Origin of the sequence: Pleomorphomonas sp. NRK KF1 (assembly GCF_023721755.1) — a bacterium.
In the GTDB taxonomy this organism is placed as follows: Bacteria; Pseudomonadota; Alphaproteobacteria; order Rhizobiales; family Pleomorphomonadaceae; genus Pleomorphomonas.
On sequence record NZ_JAMDLH010000005.1, the window covers coordinates 44,836 to 65,734 of the forward strand.

At 66.2% G+C, this 20,899-nt stretch carries 19 protein-coding genes; 7 read left to right on the forward strand and 12 right to left on the reverse strand.

Going from position 1 to position 20,899, the window contains the following annotated elements:
• Nucleotides 1–74: 74 nt before the first annotated feature.
• Nucleotides 75–731, forward strand: coding sequence for a thioredoxin family protein (locus M4J39_RS13600; RefSeq protein ID WP_251728759.1), 657 nt, complete (start codon nt 75–77; stop codon nt 729–731).
• A 92-nt stretch (nt 732–823) separates the two neighbouring features.
• Here M4J39_RS13600 and M4J39_RS13605 read toward each other — a convergent pair whose 3' ends face one another.
• A complete protein-coding gene (locus M4J39_RS13605; protein WP_251728761.1) occupies nt 824–1,297 on the reverse strand; it encodes a DUF1203 domain-containing protein in 474 nt (157 codons plus the stop codon).
• Nucleotides 1,298–1,379: 82 nt separating this feature from the next.
• Entirely contained in the window at nt 1,380–1,622 is a 243-nt protein-coding gene (locus M4J39_RS13610) for an Lrp/AsnC ligand binding domain-containing protein (RefSeq protein ID WP_251728763.1), read from the reverse strand.
• Between the two features lie 225 nt (nt 1,623–1,847).
• Here M4J39_RS13610 and M4J39_RS13615 point away from each other — a divergent pair, with 225 nt between their 5' ends.
• Complete coding sequence (locus tag M4J39_RS13615) at nt 1,848–2,453, forward strand: hypothetical protein (RefSeq protein WP_251728765.1); 606 nt, start codon at nt 1,848–1,850, stop codon at nt 2,451–2,453.
• On the opposite strand, the gene M4J39_RS13620 is transcribed toward M4J39_RS13615, so the two are convergent.
• On the reverse strand, nt 2,437–3,348 hold the full coding sequence (locus M4J39_RS13620) for a metallophosphoesterase (RefSeq protein ID WP_251728767.1): 912 nt from the start codon (nt 3,346–3,348) through the stop codon (nt 2,437–2,439). The genes M4J39_RS13615 and M4J39_RS13620 overlap by 17 nt on opposite strands.
• 477 nt (nt 3,349–3,825) lie before the next feature.
• Here M4J39_RS13620 and M4J39_RS13625 point away from each other — a divergent pair, with 477 nt between their 5' ends.
• A complete protein-coding gene (locus M4J39_RS13625; protein WP_251728769.1) occupies nt 3,826–4,305 on the forward strand; it encodes an NUDIX domain-containing protein in 480 nt (159 codons plus the stop codon).
• A 59-nt stretch (nt 4,306–4,364) separates the two neighbouring features.
• Here M4J39_RS13625 and M4J39_RS13630 read toward each other — a convergent pair whose 3' ends face one another.
• Together M4J39_RS13630 and M4J39_RS13635 are read right to left on the reverse strand one after the other, a co-directional pair.
• A complete protein-coding gene (locus M4J39_RS13630) occupies nt 4,365–4,898 on the reverse strand; it encodes a carboxymuconolactone decarboxylase family protein (RefSeq protein ID WP_251728771.1) in 534 nt (177 codons plus the stop codon).
• On the reverse strand, nt 4,898–5,452 hold the full coding sequence (locus tag M4J39_RS13635; protein WP_251728773.1) for a peroxiredoxin: 555 nt from the start codon (nt 5,450–5,452) through the stop codon (nt 4,898–4,900). Before M4J39_RS13635 ends, M4J39_RS13630 begins: the two co-directional genes overlap by 1 nt.
• Nucleotides 5,453–5,808: 356 nt before the next feature.
• On the opposite strand from M4J39_RS13635, the gene nifB reads away from it, so the two are divergent.
• The 4 genes from nifB (at nt 5,809) to M4J39_RS13655 (ending at nt 10,649) form a co-directional block, all read left to right on the forward strand.
• Entirely contained in the window at nt 5,809–7,263 is a 1,455-nt protein-coding gene (gene nifB, locus M4J39_RS13640; RefSeq protein WP_251728775.1) for a nitrogenase cofactor biosynthesis protein NifB, read from the forward strand.
• A gap of 17 nt (nt 7,264–7,280) precedes the next feature.
• Nucleotides 7,281–8,438 carry a cysteine desulfurase family protein gene (locus M4J39_RS13645; RefSeq protein ID WP_251728776.1) on the forward strand — a complete coding sequence of 386 codons (1,158 nt, stop codon included), beginning with the start codon at nt 7,281–7,283 and terminating at the stop codon, nt 8,436–8,438.
• Nucleotides 8,435–9,580 carry a homocitrate synthase gene (gene nifV, locus M4J39_RS13650; protein WP_251728778.1) on the forward strand — a complete coding sequence of 382 codons (1,146 nt, stop codon included), beginning with the start codon at nt 8,435–8,437 and terminating at the stop codon, nt 9,578–9,580. The genes M4J39_RS13645 and nifV overlap by 4 nt, the downstream gene beginning before the upstream one ends.
• 61 nt (nt 9,581–9,641) lie before the next feature.
• A complete protein-coding gene (locus tag M4J39_RS13655) occupies nt 9,642–10,649 on the forward strand; it encodes a Gfo/Idh/MocA family protein (protein WP_251728780.1) in 1,008 nt (335 codons plus the stop codon).
• A gap of 48 nt (nt 10,650–10,697) precedes the next feature.
• Here the strand turns inward: M4J39_RS13655 and M4J39_RS13660 are convergent, their stop codons facing one another.
• The 7 genes from M4J39_RS13660 to M4J39_RS13690 form a co-directional block, all read right to left on the reverse strand.
• Nucleotides 10,698–11,627 carry an ROK family protein gene (locus tag M4J39_RS13660; protein ID WP_251728782.1) on the reverse strand — a complete coding sequence of 310 codons (930 nt, stop codon included), beginning with the start codon at nt 11,625–11,627 and terminating at the stop codon, nt 10,698–10,700.
• 56 nt (nt 11,628–11,683) lie between these two features.
• Nucleotides 11,684–12,904, reverse strand: a complete 1,221-nt coding sequence (locus tag M4J39_RS13665; protein WP_251728784.1) for an MFS transporter — start codon at nt 12,902–12,904, stop codon at nt 11,684–11,686.
• A 120-nt stretch (nt 12,905–13,024) separates the two neighbouring features.
• Complete coding sequence (locus M4J39_RS13670; RefSeq protein ID WP_251728786.1) at nt 13,025–14,029, reverse strand: hypothetical protein; 1,005 nt, start codon at nt 14,027–14,029, stop codon at nt 13,025–13,027.
• 144 nt (nt 14,030–14,173) lie between these two features.
• Nucleotides 14,174–16,519 carry a mechanosensitive ion channel domain-containing protein gene (locus M4J39_RS13675; protein ID WP_251728794.1) on the reverse strand — a complete coding sequence of 782 codons (2,346 nt, stop codon included), beginning with the start codon at nt 16,517–16,519 and terminating at the stop codon, nt 14,174–14,176.
• 88 nt (nt 16,520–16,607) lie between these two features.
• Nucleotides 16,608–18,416, reverse strand: coding sequence for an ABC-F family ATP-binding cassette domain-containing protein (locus M4J39_RS13680; protein ID WP_251728796.1), 1,809 nt, complete (start codon nt 18,414–18,416; stop codon nt 16,608–16,610).
• Nucleotides 18,417–18,433: 17 nt separating this feature from the next.
• Nucleotides 18,434–19,285: an orotidine-5'-phosphate decarboxylase gene (gene pyrF / locus M4J39_RS13685; protein WP_251728798.1), complete on the reverse strand. Its 852-nt coding sequence runs from the start codon at nt 19,283–19,285 to the stop codon at nt 18,434–18,436.
• Between the two features lie 101 nt (nt 19,286–19,386).
• Nucleotides 19,387–20,790 carry an aldehyde dehydrogenase family protein gene (locus M4J39_RS13690; RefSeq protein ID WP_251728800.1) on the reverse strand — a complete coding sequence of 468 codons (1,404 nt, stop codon included), beginning with the start codon at nt 20,788–20,790 and terminating at the stop codon, nt 19,387–19,389.
• Between the last annotated feature and the right edge of the window lie 109 nt (nt 20,791–20,899).

Here is a 20,899-nt window from a genome sequence, read left to right on the forward strand (position 1 = left end):
CTCGCGGCGTGGCATCCTGCTGCGTCGCATTAGCAGTTGGAAGCAATAGCGCTATTGCAGCCGACGTCGTCGAATTGTTCACCAGCCAGGGCTGTTCCGCCTGCCCGCCGGCAGATAAGGTTCTTGCGAGGCTCGCCAAGGACCCTGATACCGTCGCCCTCACCTTCGCCGTCGATTACTGGGACTATCTCGGCTGGCGCGACACCTATGCCAAGCCCGAGTTCACCCGTCGCCAGAGAGAGTACGCCAGAGCGCGCGTCGACCATGCCGTCTTCACCCCCCAGGTGGTGCTCAACGGTCGCGACGCGGTGATCGGAAGCCGCGAGGACGAGATTCGCGCCTCTCTGGACGTTATGCGCGACAATGGCGAAACGCCGGATCTGGCCGTTGCCGCCCGCATTCATGACGACCGCATCATCGTCAACCTGCCGGCCAAGGACTACGACGGCGAAGCCTCGGTGTGGATCGCCGGCTACCTTCCACCCAAGACGGTGGATATCGGATCGGGCGAAAACCGCAACCTCGCCGTCACCTACACCAACGTCGTCGACCGGATGCAGGTGGTGGGCCTGTGGTCGGGCCAAGCCGTGACGCTCGAGTTGCCGCTCGCCGACGTGGCGCCCGAAGGCACCGCCGGCCTCGCCGTCATCGTCCAGGCCCGCAAGAGCGGCCTTCCCGGACCGATCATAGGCGCGACCCGCCTGGCGCTTCAGAGCGGCAGCGGCAGCTGATAGCCCGCCCTTGGGCTGCAGCGCCCGGTCCTTCCTGCGAGTGGAGCAGCGCTCCTCGCCAAGCTCGCTCTCCACCGCCTCTCGTTGAAGTCTCAGCCGTCCACGCGGTCGACGCGGCCGGAGTAGCATCCCTGTTTTGCATTGTGCACGTGGATGTACCTCACGGCCGGATTCGAGAAGAGGCGCTCGATGACGGTTTCGACGCGGCTTCCGTCGATCACGTCCGCATCGACCATCATGTCGTTCCGATCGAAAGCCCGAAGCGATAGCAGACGCCTCCGCATGACCTCGGGCACCTCATCGACGGCGTCGTAGGTCTCCGTGGCGCCTTCGCGAACGAAGATGGCATGCGAAGCGCGATAGGGGGTGTCCGCCGGCTGGCTGAAATGGTTGAGGAGCAGGACCGTCTCCCCGACCCGGGCCTCGCGCATTTCCACCCGGTCCGGGTAACCCGGATTCTCGTTGACCACGTAGCGCAGCACGCCTCGGCCCGCGAGCTCTTCATCGGGCAAACCGTAGAGCGGCAGGTAGGTACTGGGGGAAAGGCCTGTGATGCGAAACGACATGATCGAACTCCGTTGTGATGCGGAGCAGACTCATGCCTTCCGGGCTCGCAGACCACCCGTTTCTCGCCAGACGCTGGAAAGGTCAGAACGCCCGGAACGTCAAAGTCGTCAGCGTGCGCACGATGCCGGGAATCGACGAGATCTTTTCGTTGATGAACTTGCCGATGTCCTCGTGGACCGACGCGTCGACGTAGACCTTCATCAACAGATCGTATTCGCCCGAGGTGGAATAGAGTTCGGAGACGATCTCAAGGGCGTAGATGGCATCCGCCACGGCATAGGTCTGACCGGGCGCGCACTGCAACTGGATGAAAACGGGCTTCATGGCCTTCCTCCTCGCCGGTCACCGCGCGGCGCCGGAGCATCACTGCCGACTTCAAACACCACGAACGCCCCTACGGCAAGCCCCTCTTGGGAAAACACAGTCGGTCGCATGCGCCACCGGCGAACCCGGCTGTGGGTGAAGAATGGTTAAGCTAGTCCTAATTCCGCCATCGCTGTATGCTTTTGTCAGAGTGGCCCCGATCTGGGCCCAGCGACAGGATGAGTCATGACAGGCGGCGAGGCGGGCGACAACAAGTTCGGCGAAGGCAAGGTTCGGCGTCTTTCCGATGCCGTACGCCGCGTGCGCATTGCCGAGAGCGAGCGCTCCGACGCTTATGCCGACCTGCATGAAGGCGACCGGGCACGCCTGGAACTGCTGGCCGAGGAACTGGCCGGCGTGTTCTCCGAACTCCCCGCCGATGACGCCTACTTCATCTGCAAGGTGGCCGGTTCGACGCCTCCCCGCCTCTGGATCGATCCTACCACGCATGTGGTGATGGCCCGTGATCGCCGGTCCTACCGCCTGCTGAAGGACACCCGGCTCGGCCGTCTGACGCTGCATGAGAGCGCCGACCTCGACGAGGCCGCCGACGCGGTGACCGACTACATCGCAGAACGGCTGATCGAGCGCGAGCGATCCCAGGAAAGCGATGCGCTCGTTGCCAAGCTGCGCACCGTGGCCATGGATCGCCGCGAGGCCGACGAGGCGAGCCCCGGACAAGCGGCCGATCGCGGCTCGATGCTGATCTGGGCGCTGATCGTCTTTCTCGCCGGCTTCGCCGTCGGCGCGCTGGGGCTGGTCGCCTACGCCTGGTTCATGGTGCCGGGCTGACGGACGCAGCGCTGACGATCTCCTCGGCGCGCGTCTCGACGAAACCGCCGCCCGGCACGACCTGCATCAGGCGGTGGCGCAAATGGAACCCTCCATCGACCCTCTCGATGTCGAACAGGTTGAAGCCGGCGGCGGGATGACGACCGTCCGGGCGCTGCGTCGCGGCGGGCGCTCCGATGACCGGCACGTCTCCGGTCGGGCCGGGAATCGACAGCCGCGTTGGCTTGTGGGTGTGGCCGTGCAAGATGAGTTCGGCGCCATGGCGCGCCACGACCTTGCGAAAGCGCGCGGCGCCGGAAAGACGCTTGTGCCACGCCGTCGCCCCCTTCACGGGCGGATGGTGGATCAGCACCACCCGGCAGAGACCGGCCCGGCCGAGCTTGTCGAGGATCTCCGCCAGCCGTTTCTCCTGCTTCTCGGAGAAGCTGCCCGTCGCCATGAATGGGCCCGTCGCAACGGCCGAAGATACCCCGACGATGACCACGTCGCCGCGCCTGCGCACGTAGGGCCAGCCGTCCGCCTCTCCGTCGTCGGCCGTCATATAGGCCGACCAGCTCTTGCGCGCCCGGCGGGCGGCGCCAGGCACATAGGCGTCGTGGTTGCCCGGAACGGCACTTACGGCTTCAGCCGGCCCGATCAGACCGAGAAAGGCGGACGCCGTGGCAAACTCGCCGGCAAGCGCGATGTTGACGAGATCGCCAGTCACCGCGATATGGTCGGGCCGTTCCGCGGCGATCGCCGCGATCAGCGCCGCCTCGACATCGTCACCGAAGGTGCGCGACCGGTTGCGCCGCCAATTGACGTAGCCGATGATGCGCTTGGATGCGAGATCGCGGATGCGCGCGGCCGGCAGTGGCCCGAGATGCAGGTCGGAGATGTGGATCAGACGGAACATGGACCTTGGGTAGCCGATGCTCACGCGCCGGTAAAGTCGAATGCTCCGCCGTCATGACAGGGGGCGGATCGCCGCACGGCGCCCCGCCCCGAATGGTCTGCTCACGAAGTTGGTTCACGCCTCGAACCGTTGCGCGTCCGGACCGGACTAACGCCCCCAGAATGTCAGCACGGCGGCGACGACATGGGGATTGTTCGCGTCGACGGCCGACACCCAACTATAACGCTGGGCACGGTTGAAGCGACGGCGGAAGAGGGAAAACATGATAGCCTTCTTCTGAGTTGTTGAGAGAAATCACCAGCGATTTCTCTTTCACGCTAAAGCTATAACAAATGCACAATCTTTTTGCCATGAGGCTAAACACTGAGCTTTCCTTTGAGGTAAAAGTGGTTAACCCAAAGTATGACCTAGACGAAAGGCTAAACTTCCAGATCGCACAAGTGTCGACTTTCAAGCCTGTCGTCGCATGAGGAAATCGTGAGTGCAACTCGCCTGATCGAAGCGATGCAACCCCTTGTCGCGCAAGCCAGATCCCTGGCGGTCCGCTTGTGGGGCGGCACGACGCTGGGTGTCCGAACCATCGCCGTCACCGAGGGGCGCGTGCTGCTGGTTCGCCATACATATGTGTCGGGCTGGCACCTGCCCGGTGGCGGGGTCAACGCCCGTGAGACGGCCGAGGCCGCCGCGCGGCGCGAGCTGTTCGAGGAGACCGGCTACGAAGCGTCGGGGACTGCCCGCTTCCTCGGTCTCTACTTCAATCCGGCCATGGCCGGCCGCGATCATGTGGCGCTTTACCAGGTGCCGGACTGCGTACCGCGTCGCGTCTTCCGCGCCAACCGGGAGATCGCCGAGATCGGCCTTTTCGCACCCGACGGCCTGCCGGCTGGAACGACCACCGCGACGCGCCGTCGCCTTGCCGAGCTGTTCGAGGGACTGCCACCCGCCGATCACTGGTAACGAAACGCCCGGCCGAAAACTGTCCGGCCGGGCGTTCAAGCTTCAAAGGGCGACCGAGATCAGGCGGCGACGACCGCCGCCGTCTCGAGCGCAACCGCTGCCGACTGGATGATGGCGGCGAAGCGGACGGCGGTCTGCACCGCCGATGCCGGCAGGCCACCCTCGCGCACCACCTTCTCGTGGCTGTCCATGCACATGCCGCAGCCGTTGATCGCCGACACGGCGAGGCACCACAGCTCGAAGTCGACCTTGTCTACGCCGGGCTTGCCGATCAGCTGCATGCGCAGCCGGGCCGGCATGGTCCGGTACTCGGGGTTCGAGGTCAGGTGCAGGAAGCGGTAGTAGACGTTGTTCATGCCCATGAGCACACCGGCACCACGAGCCGCGTCCAGCGCCTCGGCGGAGAGGTGGCTGGCCGCCTCCCCTTCGAGTGCCGCCGCGACGTCCGCGTTGCGCGTCGCATGACCACAGGCCACGAACAGGCCGTACTTCTGCTGCGGCGTCAGGCTGTCGTCCTCGGCCATGGCCGAGAGGTTCAGCTTCACGTCGCGCGCATAGGCGGGAAACCTGTCCTGCAGGCTGGCGATCGACATCAGGCAGCCTTCAGCGTGTCACCGCCGACCTCGCGGTTGCACGGGCAGAGCTCGTCGGTCTGCAGCGCGTCGAGGACGCGCAGCGTGTCCTTCGGGTTGCGGCCGACGTTGAGGTTGGTGCCGTAGATATGCTGGATCGTGTTGTCGGGATCGACGATCACCGTCACGCGGAAGGCAACGCCGGCCGGCGAACGCACGCCAAGGCCGTCGACCAGCGAGCCGGTGGTGTCGGCGAACGACCAGATCGGCAGCTTGTCGAGATCCTTGTGATCGCGCCGCCAGGCCAGCTTGACGAACTCGTTGTCGGTGGAACCGCCGAGCACGACGGCGTCACGATCCTCGAAGTCCTTGGCGAGACGGGCGAACTCGGCGATCTCGGTCGGGCAGACGAAGGTGAAGTCCTTGGGATAGAAGAAGATCACCTTCCACTTGCCGGGGAAGGACGCTTCGGTGATTTCCTCGAACGCGGAGACGCCCCCTTCGACGTGATTGTTAAAGCCGGGCTTCACGCCGGTGACGGTGAAGGAAGGGAGCTTGTCGCCAATACCGAGCATGTCGAATATCCTCATTGCGAGTGGGTTTGAAACGGACGGGCGGCACTATCGGAAACTCCCGCCCGAAATGCAAGCCTTTCTTAGAGGCATTTTAATGTAGCTCACTTGTATTTGATAATTAAGGGTTTTCACGGATATTTGCCGCCTAACCGAGCTGAGGGGCTCCACACCACCCTGTTCACCCGAGATTCTGGCCTCCAACATGCAGACCAGACACTTGTCGCAAGTCCGACAAAGAGCGCCACTTACGTGTCATCTTCTCGTCCAATCTCCATATCTCACTGATATTGATAGATTTTCCTCGTGGCACATGGTTTGCGAAGCACGGGACGACCTCGTTTCGCCCGGAGAGTGCCATGTCCTCGCAGATCGTTTCCCTCGACAGCCTGACGGTCTCGCCAAGCCCGCGGCGCGGCGGTTGCGCCTCGTCGTCCTGTGGCGCGTCGTCCCGCCCCGCCGATATCGACCCTGCGACCTGGGAAAGGATCAAGGATCACCCCTGCTATTCGGAGGAGGCGCACCACTATTTCGCGCGCATGCATGTGGCCGTGGCGCCGGCCTGCAACATCCAGTGCAACTACTGCAATCGCAAGTACGACTGCTCCAACGAGAGCCGGCCGGGCGTGGTGTCGGAACGACTGACGCCGGAGGAAGCTGTACGAAAGGTCGTCGCGGTGGCCGCCGCCGTGCCGGAGCTGTCGGTGCTCGGCATCGCCGGCCCCGGCGACGCCCTGCACGACTGGAAGAACACCCGCGCCACCTTCGACGCGGTGCGCGAGGTCGTCCCCGACATCAAGTTCTGCCTCTCCACCAATGGCCTCGCCCTGCCCGACCATGTCGACGAAATCGCCGAGATGGCCATCGACCACGTCACGATCACCATCAACGCCGTCGACCCGGAGATCGGCGCCAGGATCTACCCGTGGATCTTCTTCGACCACAAGCGACGCATCGGCCTGGAGGCGGCGACCATTCTCCTCGAACGGCAGATGCGCGGCCTCGAAATGCTGACCGCGCGCGGCATCCTGGTGAAGATCAACTCGGTGATGATTCCCGGCATCAACGACGACCACCTTCCCGAGGTCAATCGGGCGGTGCGGGCGCGCGGCGCCTTCCTGCACAACGTCATGCCGCTGATATCGGATCCGGCGCATGGCACCCACTTCGGCCTGACCGGCCAGCGCGGCCCCACACCGACCGAACTCAAGGCCCTGCAGGATCGGCTCGACGGCGGCGCCAAGCTGATGCGCCACTGCCGCCAATGCCGCGCCGATGCCATCGGACTGCTCGGTGAGGACCGCGGTCAGGAGTTCAACCTCGACAGGCTGCCCGAGACCGTCACTTACGACCCTGCTCCTCGGCAGGCCTATCGCGCCTTCGTCGCCGCCGAGCGCGGCGACCGGGGCGCCGCCCGCGACGACGCCCTCCGGTGCATCGACGCAGTGGCCGACGACGTTCGCCTCCTCGTCGCCGTCGCTACCAAGGGCGGCGCCCGCGTCAACGAGCATTTCGGCCATGCCCGCGAGTTCCAGATCTACGAGGCCGGACCGAAGGGCATCACGCTCGTCGGCCATCGCAAGGTCGACGCCTATTGCATGGGCGGCTTCGGAGAGGACGCGACCCTCGGCCCGACCATCGCCGCCCTCGACGGCATCGATACCGTGCTCTGCGCCAAGGTGGGCGACTGCCCACGCGAGGCGCTTCAGGCCGCCGGCATCACAGTCATTGATGCCCACGCCTACGACTATGTCGAGACCGCCGTCGGCAAGGTCTACGCCGCACGCTTCGGCCGCGCCGCCGCCGTCGCCTGAACACTGGAGGGATCGTCATGGTCGCCGGTCCGGTCGCCTATTTCGATGCCAACGCCACCACCCCGGTCGATCCCCGGGTGGCGGCGGCCATGCTGGCGGCGCTGACCGAACTCCACGGCAACCCGTCGTCGAGCCACGCGGCCGGCCGCGACGCGCGACGCGCCATCGAGGCGGCCCGGCATGAGGTGGCGACGCTGATCGGCGCCGACCGACCGGATGAGATCATCTTCACTTCCGGCGGCAGCGAGAGCAACGTCGCCGCCATTCGCGCAGCGCTCGCCGCCCGTCCTGGCCGCCGCGAGGTCGTGACGTCCGCCGTCGAACACCCCTCGGTCCACGTGACGCTCGATCGTCTTGCCACGACGGATGGCATCGTTATCCATCGTCTTCCGGTCGACGAATGCGGCCGGCTCGATCTCGACGCCTATCGCGCCGCGCTCGGCCCCGATACCGCGCTGGTCACTCTGATGGCCGCCAACAACGAGACGGGGTCGCTGTTTCCCATCGCCGACCTCGTCCCGGCCGCCCACGCCGTCGGCTCCCTGTTCCACACAGACGCCGTGCAGGCCGCCGGCCGGCTCGATCTTTCGGCGGCCGCCAGCGGCGTCGACATGGCATCCGTCAGCGCCCACAAGCTGCACGGTCCCAAGGGTATCGGCGCTCTCCATATCCGTCACGGAGTACCGTTCGAGGGCCTGATCACCGGCGGGGGCCAGGAGCGCGGCCGCCGGGCCGGCACCGAGAACGTGCCGGGCATCGTCGGCTTCGGCATCGCCGCCCGGCTAGCACTCACGGATAACCAAGCAACACGGATCGCCAGCCTCCGGGATCGTCTGGAGACCGGCATTCTCTCCGCTCTTCCCGGCACGCTCGTCCTCGGCGACCTCTCGGCGCGCCTTGCCAACACCGCCTGTCTCGCCTTCCCCGGTGCGGATGCCGAGATGATGCTGCATCGCCTCGACCGTGCTGGCATCGCTGCGTCCTCCGGCTCCGCCTGCGCGGCCGGCGGCATGACGCCGAGCCGCGTGCTTCTCGCCATGGGGCTCAAGCATCTCGCCGGTTCGGTCGTCCGCTTCTCGCTGTCCCGCCTCAACACCGACGCGGATATCGACCGCCTTCTCGCCTCGCTGCCCGCGATCGCGCGCGAAGCCGGCATTCTGGAGACTGCGGCATGATCGGCGCCCGCCTCAATGACACCACGCTGCGCGACGGCGAACAAGCGCCGGGCGTCGCCTTCACGCGCAGCGAAAAGCTGGCCATCGCCGAGGCTCTCGCCGCCGCCGGCATCGCCGAGATCGAGGCCGGCACCCCAGCCATGGGCGACGAGGAGATCGACACCATCGCCGCCATCGTCGGCCTGGCCTTGCCGGCACGCGTCGCCGTCTGGTGCCGCATGCGCGGCGAGGACATCGCCGCAGCTGTCCGCAGCGGCGCGCCGGCCATCAATCTCTCCATTCCCGCGTCCGACCTGCAGCTCGCGGCCAAGCTCGGCATCGACCGGCGCGAGGCGCTGTCACGTATCGCCCGCTTCGTGCCGATGGCCCTCGACCTAGGCCTTGAGGTATCGGTCGGCGCCGAGGATGCCTCGCGGGCCGATCCCGATCATCTCGCGAGCATGGCCGAGGCGGTGGAGCGATCAGGCGGCTGGCGGCTGCGCCTTGCCGACACCGTCGGCGTTCTCGATCCCCTGACGACGACGAAACTGGTGGCGGATCTCAAGACCCGCACCTCGCTCGCCCTGGAGTTCCACGGTCACGACGATCTCGGCCTTGCCACCGCCAACACGCTCGCCGCCCTGCGCGCCGGCTGCGAGGAAGCCTCCGTCACCGTGCTCGGCCTTGGCGAGAGGGCGGGTAATGCCGCGCTGGAAGAGGTGGCCGTCGCCCTGCTGCGGCTCGACGGCCGGTCGACCGGCATCGACCTGCCCTCGCTGAAGCCGCTTGCCGAGATGGTCGCCTCCGCCGCCGGTCGTGGCGTGCCGCCCGGCAAGGCCGTCGTCGGACGCGACGTGTTCTCCCACGAGAGCGGCCTCCACGTCGCCGGCCTTCTCAAGGAAGCCGAGACCTATCAGGGCCTCGATCCCAGACTGCTCGGGCGCCACCACTCCGTCGTCGTCGGCAAGCATTCGGGCGCACAGGCGCTGGCTCACGTTCTGGCGAGCCGCGGCATAGCCCTCGATCCCAGGCTCGCGGCACCACTCATCGAGGCGGTACGGCGAATCGCAACCGAACGGAAGCGCGCGCTGACCGGCGGCGAACTCGCTCATCTGCATGCCGAGCTGGCAATCTCGATCGGACGAACGCCCGGCAGCGTCTGACCTGCTTCCCTTCCCCGAGGCCCTCCCCTATAAATCGTACAAAACAGAAGGGAGGGCGCACATGTCCACGCACAAGCCGGTTCGTATCGGCGTCGTTTCCACCGCCAAGATCGCCCGCGAGGAGGTGATCCCCGGCTTCCGCACCACGCCTTGGCTGGAGGTGGCGGCCATTGCCTCGCGCAACATAGAGACGGCGAAGACGGCGGCCGCCGCCCTCGACATTCCCGTCGCCCACGGCTCCTACGAGGCGCTGTTCGCCGACCCGTCCATTGAAGCTGTCTACATCCCGACGCCGAACGACAGCCACGTTGACCTGACGCTCGCCGCCGCGCGCGCCGGCAAGCATGTGCTCTGCGAGAAGCCGGCGGCGATGAATGCCGGGGATGCCGAGCGCCTCGCCGCCCTGCCGCCAGGCATCGTCTATCTCGAAGCCTTCATGGTCCGCTTCCATCCACAGTGGCTGAAAACGCGCGAGCTGGTTCGCACGGGCGCCATCGGCCGGCCCGCCGCCGCGCAATCCTTCTTCTCCTATTTCCTCGACGATCCCGCCAACATTCGCAACAAGCCGGAAAACGGCGGCGGCGGTCTGTGGGACATCGGCGTCTATCCGATCGTCACCGCCCGCTTCGTGTTCGACGCCGAACCGAAACGGGTGATCGGCCTGATCGAGCTGGACAAGACATTCGGCACCGACGTGCTGACCTCGGCGATTCTCGACTTCGGCGAAGGCCGCCACCTGACGTTCACCGTCGGCACGCAGACGGTGCCGCACCAGCGCGTCAACGTCGTCGGGTCCACCGGCCGCATCGAAGTGCTGATCCCCTTCAATGCCCCACCCATGCAGGAAACGGTGATTCGCCTCGATCGCGGCGCGGCCCTCGGCGACGCCCAGATCGAAGAGATCACCCTGCCGGCCTGCGATCAGTATGGCCTTCAGGGCGAAGCCTTCGCTAAGGCGATCCGGGGCGTCGAACCGCTACCCTACGACCACCGAGACGCGGTGAAGATGATGAATATCCTCGACGCCATCGTCGAGTCCGGCAAGACCGGCCGTTGGGTCAGCCTGTAAGGGAACAAGAGGGCGGCGGCGGTCGACGGCCGCCGTCCCGCCCGTCTTCTATTCCTTCCAGAGGAAGGCGGCGCCCCTGACGCCGGAACTGTCGCCGTGCCGGGCCTTGCGGATTGGCGTCGCCACGCTGTCGGAGAAGACGAGGCGGCTCTCCTCCCCGTCCCAGAGGTTGGTACGGGCCGAAAGCTGTTTCGGAACGTCGTCGTAGAGTTCGTCGACGTTGCTCATGCCGCCGCCGAGCACGAACACGTCGGGATCGACGAGATCGATGATCAGCGCCAGCGACCGGGCGAGCCTGTCCACATAACGATCGTAGACCGCGACGGCGGTGGCGTCGCCCGCCCGCTTCAGCGCGATCACCTCCGACGCCTTGCGGGAGATGCCCGTCGTCGTCCGGTAGTCGAGCTCGAAGCCGGTGCCCGAGCAGAACATCTCAAGGCAGCCGTGCCGGCCGCACCAGCATTTAGGTCCTGGATACTCGCCCTCTCTGGGCCAGGGCAGCGAGTAATGGCCGATCTCGCCGGCCAGCCCCTGGAAACCATTGTGACTCCGACCCTTGAGGGCGATACCGCCGCCATGGCCGGTGCCGAGAATGATGCCGACCACCACGTCGAGCCCGGCGCCGGCGCCATCGACCGCCTCTGAAACCGCGAGGCAGTTGCCATCGTTGGCAAGCCGAACAGGCCGACCAAGAGCGGCATCAAGGTCGCGACCGAGCGGCTGGCCGTTCAGCCAGAAGGCGTTGGAGTTGCGGATGAGACCGGTGCGCGGGTTGGGACTGCCCGGCAGGCCAATGCCGACGCTCCCCGTCTCGCCGGTCGCCGTCTCCACGTGCTTCACCAGTTCGACCACCGCCCGGATCGAGGCGTCATAGTCCTCGCGCGGCGTCGGGATGCGGTGCCGGATAAGCTCGACGCCCAGGACATTGAGGCCGATCACCTCCATCTTCGTCCCGCCCCAGTCGATCCCGATGTACATTACCCTTCCTCCCTGAACCTCGCCTCAAGCCGCATTCCGCGACAATCGAGAGCAAATCAACTGCCGTCGAGTTTCTCGGCCCGACGAAGGTCGGGGAAGACCACCGACCACAAACCGGCAACGACGAGCGTGCCGACGCCGCCGAACACCACCGCCGGCACGGTGCCGATCAGCGCCGCCATGCTGCCGGCGCGGAACTCGCCGAGTTCGTTGGAGGCGCCGACGAACACCATGTTGACCGCCGAGACGCGACCGCGCAACTCGTCGGGTGTGGCGAGCTGGATGAGCGTCTCGCGCACGTAGACCGAGATCATGTCGCCGGCTCCCATCAGGCCGAGGCAGAGGATGGACAGCCACGGCGTCACCGACACGCCGAACACCACCGTTGCAAGGCCGAACAGCGCGACGCCCAGGAACATCTTCACGCCGGCCATGGCCTTGATCGGAAAGCGCGCCAGGAAGGCCGCCACCAGGATGGCGCCGATGCCGGGCGCTGCCCGCATCATGCCGAGACCGGCCGGACCGAGCACCAGGATGTCGGAGGCATAGACCGGCATCAGCGCCACGGCGCCGCCGAGCAGCACCGCGAAAAGATCGAGCGAGATGGCGCCGAGCACCAGCCGGTTGGAAAAGACATAGCGGAAGCCGGCCGACACCGCCTGCCAGGCAGGCTCCTTCTCGCCCTGCTTCACGATGATCGGCGGCATTGCCAGCATCAGCACCACAGCAGCAGCGAGCAGCACCACCGCCGTGCCGAAGGCGGCGAGCTCGGAAATCCCGTAGAGCAGACCACCGGCCACAGGCCCGCCGATGGCCGCAACCTGCCAGGATGACGACACCCAGCCGATGGCGTTGGCGAGCGCTTCGCGCGGCACGAGGTTCGGCACCACCGATTGCATGGCCGGCCCCATGAAGGCCCGGGCGATGCCCATCACCAGAAGGATGACATAGATCGGCATGACGCTCGGCGATGCCGTCCACGACAGCACGAACAGCCAGATGGCGGCGGCGGCTTCGATGCCGAAGCAGGCGATGATGATCAACCGGCGCGACACCCGGTCGGCCACCGTGCCGGTGATCAGCACCAGCAGAAAGGCCGGCAGGAACTGCATCAGCCCGACATAGCCGAGGGCCATCGGATCATGGGTGAGGTCGTAGACCTTCCAGCCGACGGCGACCACGACGATCTGAATGGCGAAGGTGGCGAACAGGCGGGCCAGCCAATAGAGAAGATAAGGCCGGTGGGCGAAGGCATTCGGCGAGGGCTGATGGCTCATGGGGGCACTCGGGCACCGCGGCTCGGGAGTGGCGGACGGTGACTTGTGATCCAGAACGGAGCGCCGAACAAGCCTCCCAAGCCGCCTTGCGGTTCGGTTGCGCAACCGACGCCGGCCGCTTCACACTTCCTCGCGCCGCGCCCGGCGTACGGCCAGCCGATGCCGCCCTTCCAGGAAGGCGAGCAGCGCCAGGGCGAAGAGAAGCGGCACCACGAAATAGATGAGACGAAACAGGATCAACGCGGCCGCGACATCCGGCCGGTGGGCGATGCCGAGCCCGGTCACCACCGTCGCCTCGAACACGCCGACGCCGCCGGGCGTGTTGGCGGCCATGCCGGCCAGAAAGCCGATGGAATAGGTGACGAGATAGCGGGCGGCGTCCGGCACCGCGTCGGGCGGCAGCAGGACGTAGAGCGTGCCGCACGCCGCGAGCAGGTCGAAGGCCCCGGCGAGCACCATGAGGAAGGCCGGCTTCGCCTTGGGCATGCGCACGACCATGCCGCTGACCCGGATCGCCCGCCGCTTGCGCGCCAGCCACAAGATGAAGCTCGAAAGAGCCACCAGGACGACGAGACCGACCAGACGGTCGATATAGTGGTGGGGGAAGACCGGGTATTGCGTCGTCGGCTCCAGCGTCAACGCAAGGCCGAGGACGAACAGGATGCCGGACCACATGGTCAGCCAGCTCATGACGATCAGCCTCGCCACCACCGAGAAGCTGACGCCGACCATGGAATAGATGCGGTAGCGGGCACCACCACCCGACAGCAGCGGAAAGCCGAGCGTGTTGGCGAAGACGTTGGCGATGAGCCCCCCGAACACCGCCCGCGCCAGACTGACCGAACTCGTATAGTTGAGGGCGTGAAGCGCCAGAAGGTCGTAGGTCGCCAACGCGGCAAGGCCGCAGAAGGTGAAGACGAAGGCCAGCACGAAGCGGTGGGCCGGCAGCGCCAGGGCGGCGTTGTGGATGTCGGCGAACGACATCTTGGTCGCCATATCCCACAGCACCCAGACGGCGCCGGCAATCAGCACCACGGCAATGACCGGACCAATCCACCTCACGGCAAGCGCAAACCGCCCCGGTGACGCCTCCGCGCTGGTATGGTCTTCGGTGGGATCGCTCAAGTCCTGTCGTCTCCATCAGGCAAGGCGGATCCGGGTGCGCGCGGCCCGAGCCTATGGTCTCTCATTTAGAGCGCCAGCCATCAAACGCAACCGCTTTTTCCGACGGGCAGAAATGACGGCGCGCAGGTCTGCCCGGCGGCACCGTCACCGTTCGTCGTCGACGTCATCGTCGTCGTTGCGGGGCATATCGAGGGTTTTGGACGGCGAACTGGGCTTGGCGGGCCGCCCCATTCTGCCGATATCCGCCTGGGATGCGTGCGCAACCGACGTCGCACCGGGCGTCGCCGCGTTTGCCTCCCCGGCGCCTTCGGCGAACCAGACCTTGGTCTGCGGGAAGGGAATCTCGATGCCGCGCTCGTCGAAGACCTGCTTGACGATCTCGCTGTAGAGACGCCCGGTGGCCCACTGTTCGCCGGGCAGCGTCTTGATGCGCGCCCTGACGGAGATGCTGCTCGGGCCGAAGGCGACGAGTCCGTGCATCTCCAGCGGGTCGAGAACGACAGCGCCGCGCGGGCTTTCCATCAGCCGGTCGAACGCTTCCTGCATGGCGGCCTTCACCGCCTCGATGTCTTCCTTGTAGGCGACGTCGATCACCGCCACGTGGAACGAGAAGCCGCGCATGGCATTGGAGACGCTGGTCACCGAGGAGAAGGGGACGATGTGATAGACCCCGTCCAGATCGCGAATGCCGACCGAGCGGATGGTCAGTCGGTCCACGGCGCCGGTGATCCCGGCCACAGTGACCACATCCCCCTCGTTCATGGCGTTCTCGAACTGGATGAAGGCGCCGGTGATGATGTCCTGCACCAGCTTCTGCGAGCCGAAGCCGACGGCAAGGCCGACGACGCCGGCACCGGCCACCAGCGGAGCGATATCGACGCCGAGCTGGGACAGCGTCAGCATGGCCGCGATGATCACGAGGACGATCGAGAACGCATTGCGGAACAGCGACAGCAGCGTGCGGGTCCGTGCGTTGGTGATTCGGCCGAGCGAGGGATTGAGACGATACTCGACCCAGCTCGAAGCGGCGAGCCATATGCCGCCGGCGGCGAGCAGGATGATGGCCGCCGACAGGATGCGGCCGACGGCCTCGGTCCCGCCGTCCGACTGGAACCAGGCAATGAGATCCATGACGCCCCAGCTCTGCAGCAGCACCGCCACCACGATCGCCACCAGCAGCATGCGCATGGCGCGGAAGAACAGCGGCACCATCATGTTGAGCCGCGCTTCCAGGAGGGGCAGCGTCTTCTTGACGTCGGCTGGCAGGCGGATGCCGCCGGAAATGGCATGGGACAGCAGGCTGTCGACGAGACCGCCGACGATGATGGCAAAGACCGTCTCGACCGTCGCCCAGGCCATGTAGTCCACGGCGTCGAACGGCCGGCTCACCCAGAGGACGAAGGCCACGGCCAGATAGACGATGACGATGACGTTCCAGCCGTGGATGAGAAGCGCCAGGATCGTGCGCAGGACCGAACTCTTCACCGGCTCGAGCAGGGGGAACAGGCCGTTCCTCACTTCTTCCCGCTTCACCGACACCAGGATCGTGGCGCCGATGAGCGTTATCAGAACGACGGCGAGGCGGAAGCCGATACCCACCGAAAAGCCGATCGCCTTGTTGACCAGCGGATGGGCCACCAGCACGCCATAACCAAGGAAACTGATCAGCCGGCTGAGCCACAGATACCAGAAGCGAGCAGTCGCCGGTTCCAGATTGACCACCTTGAGGGCGGGCCGGCGATACTGGAGAATCGAGGCAAGACAGCTTTTCAGGAACTCGATCAGCACGAAGGCATCGATGAAGAGGCTCTGCATCAGGTCCATGCGTCCGCCACCCGACGCGGCGATGGCATAGGCCGACGTGCCGAACCATGCGAGGCCGATCACGGCCCAATCGATGAGGAGAGCGAGGCCACTCCAGACCACCCGTCGCGGCAGAGGCTTGTTCCTGGCTGCCCTTTCGACGGCGCCAAGCGGAAAGCGGGCGATGAAGCGGGCAACCGTCAGCGTGGCGAAGGCGAAGACGATGAGGATGGCAAGCGCAAGGCCCTGCTCCTGCACCCCCTCCCAGTTGACCGCGGCGCTGCCATCGAAAAGGCGCGTCAGGTTGCCGAGGCCGCGACCGATTTTCAGCACCACCTCGACGACCTGTCGCGACAGATCCTGCGTCACCGACCCGATCTCGCGGGCGAGCGGCACGGTTGGAGCGTCGGTGGCCTCCGTCGCGGCCGCCTCGCCCGAAGGGGCAGCGGCATCGCCCGCTTCCGGCTGGGCCAGCTTCTCGAGTTCGCCGATCAGGGCGGCCCGCGCCGCGTCGTCCTTCAGGATATCGACCAGCGCCTTCGCCGCCTCCGGAGAGGTCGCGGGCGCCGCGGTCGAGGTGGTGTCTGCAGGCTGGGGCGTCAGCGAAAGGCCGGGAATGGTCTGCGCCGACGCGCCAACGGGAAGCGCGAGGACCAGAATCAGGGCGAGTAGTCGGAAAAAGGGCATGATTCGCTGGATCATCCGGCCAAACTGACGTCCTGTCTTGCCCAAAAGAGGGCAGGCGCGCAACCCAACCACTTGGGGCAACGCGCCTTCAACCCTCAAGTTCCTCCCGCAGCATCTCAAGCCGCAGCCATTCTTCCTCGGCAGCGGCCAAAGCCGCCTCGGTAGCCGCGAGCTTTTCGGTCGCCGCGGCGAACTGCTTGGGGTCGCGCCCGTAAAGGCCTGGATCGTCGAGCACGGCGTGAAGGCGCTTCGCCTCCTCCGACAACGCCTCGATCCGCCCCGGCAGCGTCTCAAGGGCATGCTTATCCTTGAAGCTGAGCTTCGAGCGAGCCTTGGGCGCGGCAGCCGTCGCCGCTTCCTTCTTCGGCGCAGCGGCGACCTTATCGGTCTTCCGCGCCTCGACGCCCTTGCCACGCTGGGCGAGCATATCGGTATAGCCGCCGGCATATTCGAGCCAGCGCCCGTCGCCCTCGCTCATCACCACCGAGGCGACGACGCGGTCGAGAAAGTCGCGGTCGTGGCTGATGACGATGATCGTGCCGCCATAGTCGGCGAGCAACTCCTCAAGCAGGTCGAGCGTTTCGAGATCGAGGTCGTTGGTCGGCTCGTCGAGCACCAGCATGTTGGACGGCTTGGCAAGCGCCCGCGCCAACATGACCCGGCCGCGCTCGCCGCCCGACAGCGCCGAGAGCGGCGTCCGCGCCTGTTCGGGAGAGAACAGGAAGTCCTTCATGTAGCCGATGACGTGGCGCTTCTCCTCGCCGATCACCACCCAGTCGCCCTTGCCCTCGGTGAGGGCATCGGCCAGCGTGGTCTCGGGATCGAGGCTGTCGCGCTTCTGCTCCAGCGTCTGCATGTCGAGGGAGAGACCGAGCTTGACGGTGCCGCTGTCGGGTTCAAGATCTCCGGTGAGGAGCCTCAACAGCGTTGTCTTGCCGGCGCCGTTCGGACCGACGATGCCGATGCGGTCGCCGCGCGCCACACGGATCGAGAAGTCCTTGACGATCGGCCGCTCGCCGAAGGCCTTGGAGATCGACTTGGCCTCGATCACCAGCTTGGACGACGCCTCGGCCTCGGCGGCCGCCATCTTGACCGAACCCTGCGGACCACGATGTTCGCGCTTTGCCTTGCGGAGGTCGGCAAGCATGTCGACGCGACGGACGTTGCGCTTGCGGCGGGCCGTGACGCCATAGCGCATCCAGTGCTCCTCCGCCTCGATCTTGCGGTCGAGCTTGACGAGCTCGCGCTCCTCCTCCTCCAGCACCTGGTCGCGCCAGGCTTCGAAATGGGAGAAGCCACGATCCAGCGTGCGCGTCACGCCGCGATCTAGCCAGACGGTGGTTCGCGACAGGTTCTCGAGGAACCGCCGGTCATGCGAGATCAGCACCATGGCCGACTTCATGCCCTTCAGCTCGCTTTCCAGCCATTCGATGGCCGGCAGGTCGAGATGGTTGGTCGGCTCGTCGAGCAGCAGGATATCGGGCTCGGGCGCCAGAACGTGAGCCAGGGCCGCCCGGCGCGTCTCGCCCCCGGACAAGGATGCCGTCGACTCGTTGCCGGTCATGCCGAGTTCGTTGAGAAGGTAGAGCGCCCGATAATGATCGTCGCCCGGCGCCAGACCTGATTCCACGTAGTCGAGCGTCGTCTTGAAGGCGGAGAGGTCGGGCTCCTGCTTGAGGTAGCGCACCGTCTTGCCGGGCTGGAAAAAGCGCTCGCCGTCATCGGCCTCGACGAGACCGGCGGCGATCTTGAGCAAGGTCGACTTGCCCGAGCCGTTTCGCCCCACCAGCGTGATGCGATCGCCCTCGCCCACCGTCAGGTCGGCGCCGGTGAGAAGCGGCGTTGCGCCGAAGGTCAGGCGAATGTTCTTGAGAAACAGAACCGGAGGAGAAGCCATGTCGGATATCGTTCCAGTCAGCCGCGCAGCGTGAAAGCGTCTTCGGCGAGACGCTCGACGATCTCGCGCAGTGCTTTCCTCGACGGACCGGCCGCCGCAACCTGCCGCGACACGTTGGGTAGCGTGCGCTTGGCGGCCGCCCGGCCGAAACGCGATCGGAGGTCGGCCATGGTGGCGCCCTGCGCACCGATGCCGGGCGCAAGGATCAGCGATGTCGGCAACCGCTCCAGCACCTCGTCGGCGTCGTCGAGCGTCGCCCCGACCACCGCGCCGCAAGGGCCATTGCCCGTCTTGCCGAGCGCATCCCGATTGAAGGCGGTGAGATCGTCGGCGAGCGCATCGGCCACCGTACGGTCGTCTTCCTGGCGGGCCGTCTGAAGCTGGATGCCATCGGGGTTCGACGAGCGCACGACGACGAAGAGGCCCGCCCCGTGCTCGACGGCGCGCTTGACCACCGGACTGAGCGAACCCGACCCCATGTAGGCGCCGAGCGTGATGGCATCGACGGGCGTGCCGGCATCCTCGCCGATCCAGGCGGCGGCATAGGCCTCGATGGTGTGGCCGATGTCCATCCGCTTGATATCGGCGATCACCAGCGCATCGGCCGAGCGGGCATGGCCGATCACCTCGGCCGCCGACTTCAGGCCCTGCCAGCCGAAGCGCTCGAAGAAGGCGATCTGCGGCTTGAACACGCCGACGAGGTCGCCCACCGCCTCGACCATCTCCAGGCCGAAGACGCGCACGCCCTCGGCGCTATAGGGCAGATCCCACGCCTTCAGCGTTTCCGGCGCCGGGTCGATGCCGACGGTGAGCGGCGAACGACGGTCGGCGACCGCCTCGAAACGATCGGCGAAGGAAATGACGGACATGTCGGCTCTCCGGATTGGGCTTTCGGCAGGCGATATAGCGCATCGCACGGAAAAGTGGGAACCGGTTTTCCGTGAAAGCGCGACCGTCGGGCGATTGATGCCTACACCGGCGCCTGGCGCAGGTACCAGCTTTTCGGCCTCGTCAGTCCCTGGAACCCCAGCGGCGACAGTGCGGCGCCGCGCCCGGTGTCCTTGACCCCGGTCCAGGTCAGCGCCGGATCGAGATAGTCGCAGCGGTTGGCGAACACGGTACCGGTTTCGAGTTCCTGACCGATCGCCTCGGCGGCGTCGAGATCCTCGGTCCAGAGCGAGCAGGTAAGCCCGTACTTGGAATCGTTCATCAGGGCCACCGCCTCGGCATCGTCCCTGACCTTCATGATGCCGACGGCCGGTCCGAAGGTTTCCTCTGTCATGAAGGCCATCTGGTGGTTGACGGAGGTCAGCACCTGCGGCGCGATGTAGGGTGTACCCTCAGCGTCGGTCGGGAACGACTTTGGGTCGACATGCGCGACCGCTCCGCCGCGCAGCGCCGCCGCGATCTGCTCTCGCACTGTCGCCGCGCCGCGTGCGCGCGCCATCGGCCCCAGCGTCACGGCAGGGTCCGTCGGATTGCCGAGCACGTATTTCCTGGCGAGGTCGACGAGACCGGCGACGAAGTCATCGTAGACCTTCTCGTGCACATAGACCCGCTCGATGCCGCAGCAACACTGCCCCGAATTGAAAAAGGCGCCGTCGGCGACATTCTCGATGGCAAAGTCCAGCTTGGCATCGGGCCGCACATAGGCCGGGTCCTTGCCGCCGAGCTCCAGATTGACGGCGATGAACGTTCCAACTGCCGCCCGCTCCATGGCCACGCCACCAGCCACGGAACCGGTGAAGGCCACCATGTCGGCCTTGCGGGCGGCGATGGCCGCCGCCGTCTGGTCGTGGCTGAGCACGATATGCTGGAACACGCCCTCCGGCAGGCCCGCCGCGTCGAAGGCATCCTGAAAGCGTTCCGCCACCAGAAGCGTCTGGTCGGAATGCTTCAGCACCACGGTGTTGCCGGCCATCAGCGCCGGCATCACCGAGTTGACGGTGGTGAGATAGGGATAGTTCCAGGGCGCCACCACGAAGACCACGCCAAGCGGCTCGCGATTGATGTAGCGATGGGCGCCACGCCCACCGAACTCAAGGCCGCTGTCGAGGGGCGCGAGGCTCGCAGCGGCGATGTTCGCCATGTGGCGCGTGCGCTGCTCGACGCCGTTGAGCTCGTATGGCGTGAAGCGGATCGGTCGCCCCATCTGCCAGGTCAGTTCCTCGGCGATGCGCGGCCGCATGGCCAGCATGGCATCGAGCGCCTTCAGGCAATAATCGATGCGCGTCTCGAGCGGCAGCCGCGCCCATCCCTTCTGGGCGTCGCGAGCGAGTCGGAACACGCGGTTCATCTCGGCTTCCGTGGCGATCGGCCGCTCGGCATAAACCGAGCCGTCCACAGGCGACACGAGCGTCATGAGGTCGGACATGAGAAGCGCTCCATTGGTTCCGGACCGACAACAGGATGCAGGCCCTGAGAGCGCCTATCTCTGCATGCCCGCACCCGGCGATCAAGGGAGAGCTCCGATAACGCAACGG